Genomic DNA, 2,100 nt, shown 5'->3' with positions numbered 1-2,100 from the left:
CGGCGACCAACGCCAGGACGATCACCACCCCGACACCCGCGATCCTGAGGACCCGCAGGCCGGCCGATCGGGGGGTCGTCCGACCGGTGCCCCGGGGCCTGCTCACGCCGCGCGGAGGGCGTCCAGCGCGTGCTGGAGGTCATCGGGGTACGAGCTCGCGAAGTCCACGCGCTCACCGGTGCCCGGGTGGTCGAACCCGAGCCCCACCGCGTGGAGCCACTGCCGCTCCAGCCCGAGCCGCCTCGCCAGCACCGGATCGGCGCCGTAGGTCAGGTCCCCCGCGCACGGGTGGTGCAGGGCGGAGAAGTGCACCCGGATCTGGTGGGTGCGCCCGGTCTCGAGCTTCACCTCGACCAGCGTCGCGGCCTGGTGCGCCTCGAGCGTGTCGTAGTGGGTGATCGAGTGCTTGCCGTCGGAGGTGACCGCGAACCGCCAGTCGTTGGAGGTGTGGCGGCCGATGGGGGCGTCGATGGTCCCGGACAGCGGATCGGGGTGTCCCTGGACCAGCGCGTGGTAGGTCTTGTCGACCGTGCGGTCGCGGAACGCCCGCTTGAGGAGCGTGTACGCGCGCTCGGAGGCCGCGACCACCATCAGGCCGGAGGTGCCCACGTCGAGGCGGTGGACGATCCCCTTGCGCTCCGGCGGCCCCGAGGTGGAGATGCGGTACCCGGCGGCCGCCAGCCCCCCGATCACGGTGGGGCCGGTCCAGCCCACGGAGGGGTGGGCGGCCACGCCGACGGGTTTGTCGACGACGACGAGGTCGGCGTCGGAGTAGATGACCGCCATCCCCTCCACCGGCTCGGCGACCACCGCCGGTTCGGCCCGCGGGTCGGGCATCTCGACCTCGATCCACGACATCCCGGTGAGCTTGTCGGACTTGCCCACGGCCCGGCCGTCGATCAGCACCTTGCCCTCGCCGGCGAGGTCGGCGACCGCGGTCCGGGAGATCCCGAGCAGGCGGGAGACGCCCGCATCCACCCGCATCCCGTCGAGACCGTCCGGGACGGGGAAGGTGCGCAGCTCACCCATGCGTTCCGCCCACGGTGTCGCCGCCGTCCCCGCCGTCACGACGCTCCGTCGCGGCGGCGTCCTCCGCCACCAACCCACGCGAGCCGTCGAACTCCACGCCCCTGAACACGGCGACGGCCACCACGATCACGCCGACGACCAGACTCGAGTCGGCCACGTTGAACACCGGCCACCACCCGACCGAGACGAAGTCCACCACGTGTCCGCGCAGCACCCCGGGCGAGCGGAGGTACCGGTCGACGAGATTCCCGGCGGCACCACCCAGGATCAACCCGAGTCCCCACGCCCACCACCGGGAGTGGACCCGACGCGAGAACCACAGCAATCCCAGCACGACCAGTGTCGCCACGATGCTCAGGACGACGGTCGAGCCGGTCCCCATCGAGAAGGCCGCCCCGGGGTTGCGCAGGAGGAGCAGTCGTACGGTGTCGCCGACGATCCGGATCGGGTCCTGTCCCTCGAGTCCCCACACCGCAAGGGCCTTGGTCACCTGGTCCGCCGTCACGATCACCGCGGCGATCATCAGCATGACCACCGGCCCCGCCCTGAAATAGCCGGCACCGGCACCGCCGGGCGTCGTCCCCGTGGCGTCGGACCGCGTCCCGTTGGTCTCCGTCATGCGGTCCAGTATCCCTGATCCCCCGGCGGGGCCGGGTGGCCCGGTGGGTGGACCCTCTAGGCTCGGGGGTCGTGAACCCCCGAACACCCCGTGCCTCCGGCCCTTCCCGACCCACGCGAGGCGGTCGCCGACTCCTCGTTACCGCGCTGGCCGCTGCGCTCGTGGCCTCCACGGCCGCGTGCTCGGACGGCGGGGACTCCCCCGGGGACGCGGCGGTCAGCGCGCAGGAGGACCAGGGCCTGGAGCCGGCGGTGGAGGTGGACCCCGGCCCCGCCCCGACGGTCGAGCTCCTCGACGAGGGCTCCGGGGACCTGAGGGTGTTGGCCTACGCCCCCTCGCGTGAGCCCGTGACCGTCGCCGTCACCAGGTCCGCGACGTCTCGCACGACCGTGCCGGGCTCGGAGCCGAGGATCGACGAGACCCCCGAGCAGACGTTGACCGTCGAGGGAGAA

2 protein-coding genes and 1 pseudogene are annotated in these 2,100 nt (G+C 72.8%); 1 reads left to right on the top strand and 2 read right to left on the bottom strand.

Annotated features, from left to right (window positions below):
• Positions 1-102: 102 nt before the first annotated feature.
• Complete coding sequence (locus G6020_RS14575) at positions 103-1,029, bottom strand: RluA family pseudouridine synthase (protein WP_179526215.1); 927 nt, start codon at positions 1,027-1,029, stop codon at positions 103-105.
• On the bottom strand, positions 1,022-1,648 hold the full coding sequence (lspA, locus tag G6020_RS14570) for a signal peptidase II (RefSeq protein WP_182611100.1): 627 nt from the start codon (positions 1,646-1,648) through the stop codon (positions 1,022-1,024). The genes G6020_RS14575 and lspA overlap by 8 nt, the downstream gene beginning before the upstream one ends.
• A 161-nt stretch (positions 1,649-1,809) precedes the next feature.
• Between lspA and G6020_RS17450 the strand changes: the two are divergent.
• Positions 1,810-2,100, top strand: a pseudogene (locus G6020_RS17450) (hypothetical protein); the annotation flags it as partial.

This window comes from Dietzia sp. B19 (assembly GCF_014145155.1).
Taxonomy (GTDB): domain Bacteria; phylum Actinomycetota; class Actinomycetes; order Mycobacteriales; family Mycobacteriaceae; genus Dietzia; species Dietzia natronolimnaea.
The sequence above is the reverse complement of the archived record's forward strand: the minus strand, read 5'-3'. Positions and strand labels throughout refer to the sequence as shown.

Coding starts and splice junctions, on each gene's coding strand:
- lspA (WP_182611100.1), bottom strand. CDS start 1,648: ATGACGGAGACCAACGGGACGCGGTCCGACGCCACGGGGACGACGCCC.
- G6020_RS14575 (WP_179526215.1), bottom strand. CDS start 1,029: ATGGGTGAGCTGCGCACCTTCCCCGTCCCGGACGGTCTCGACGGGATG.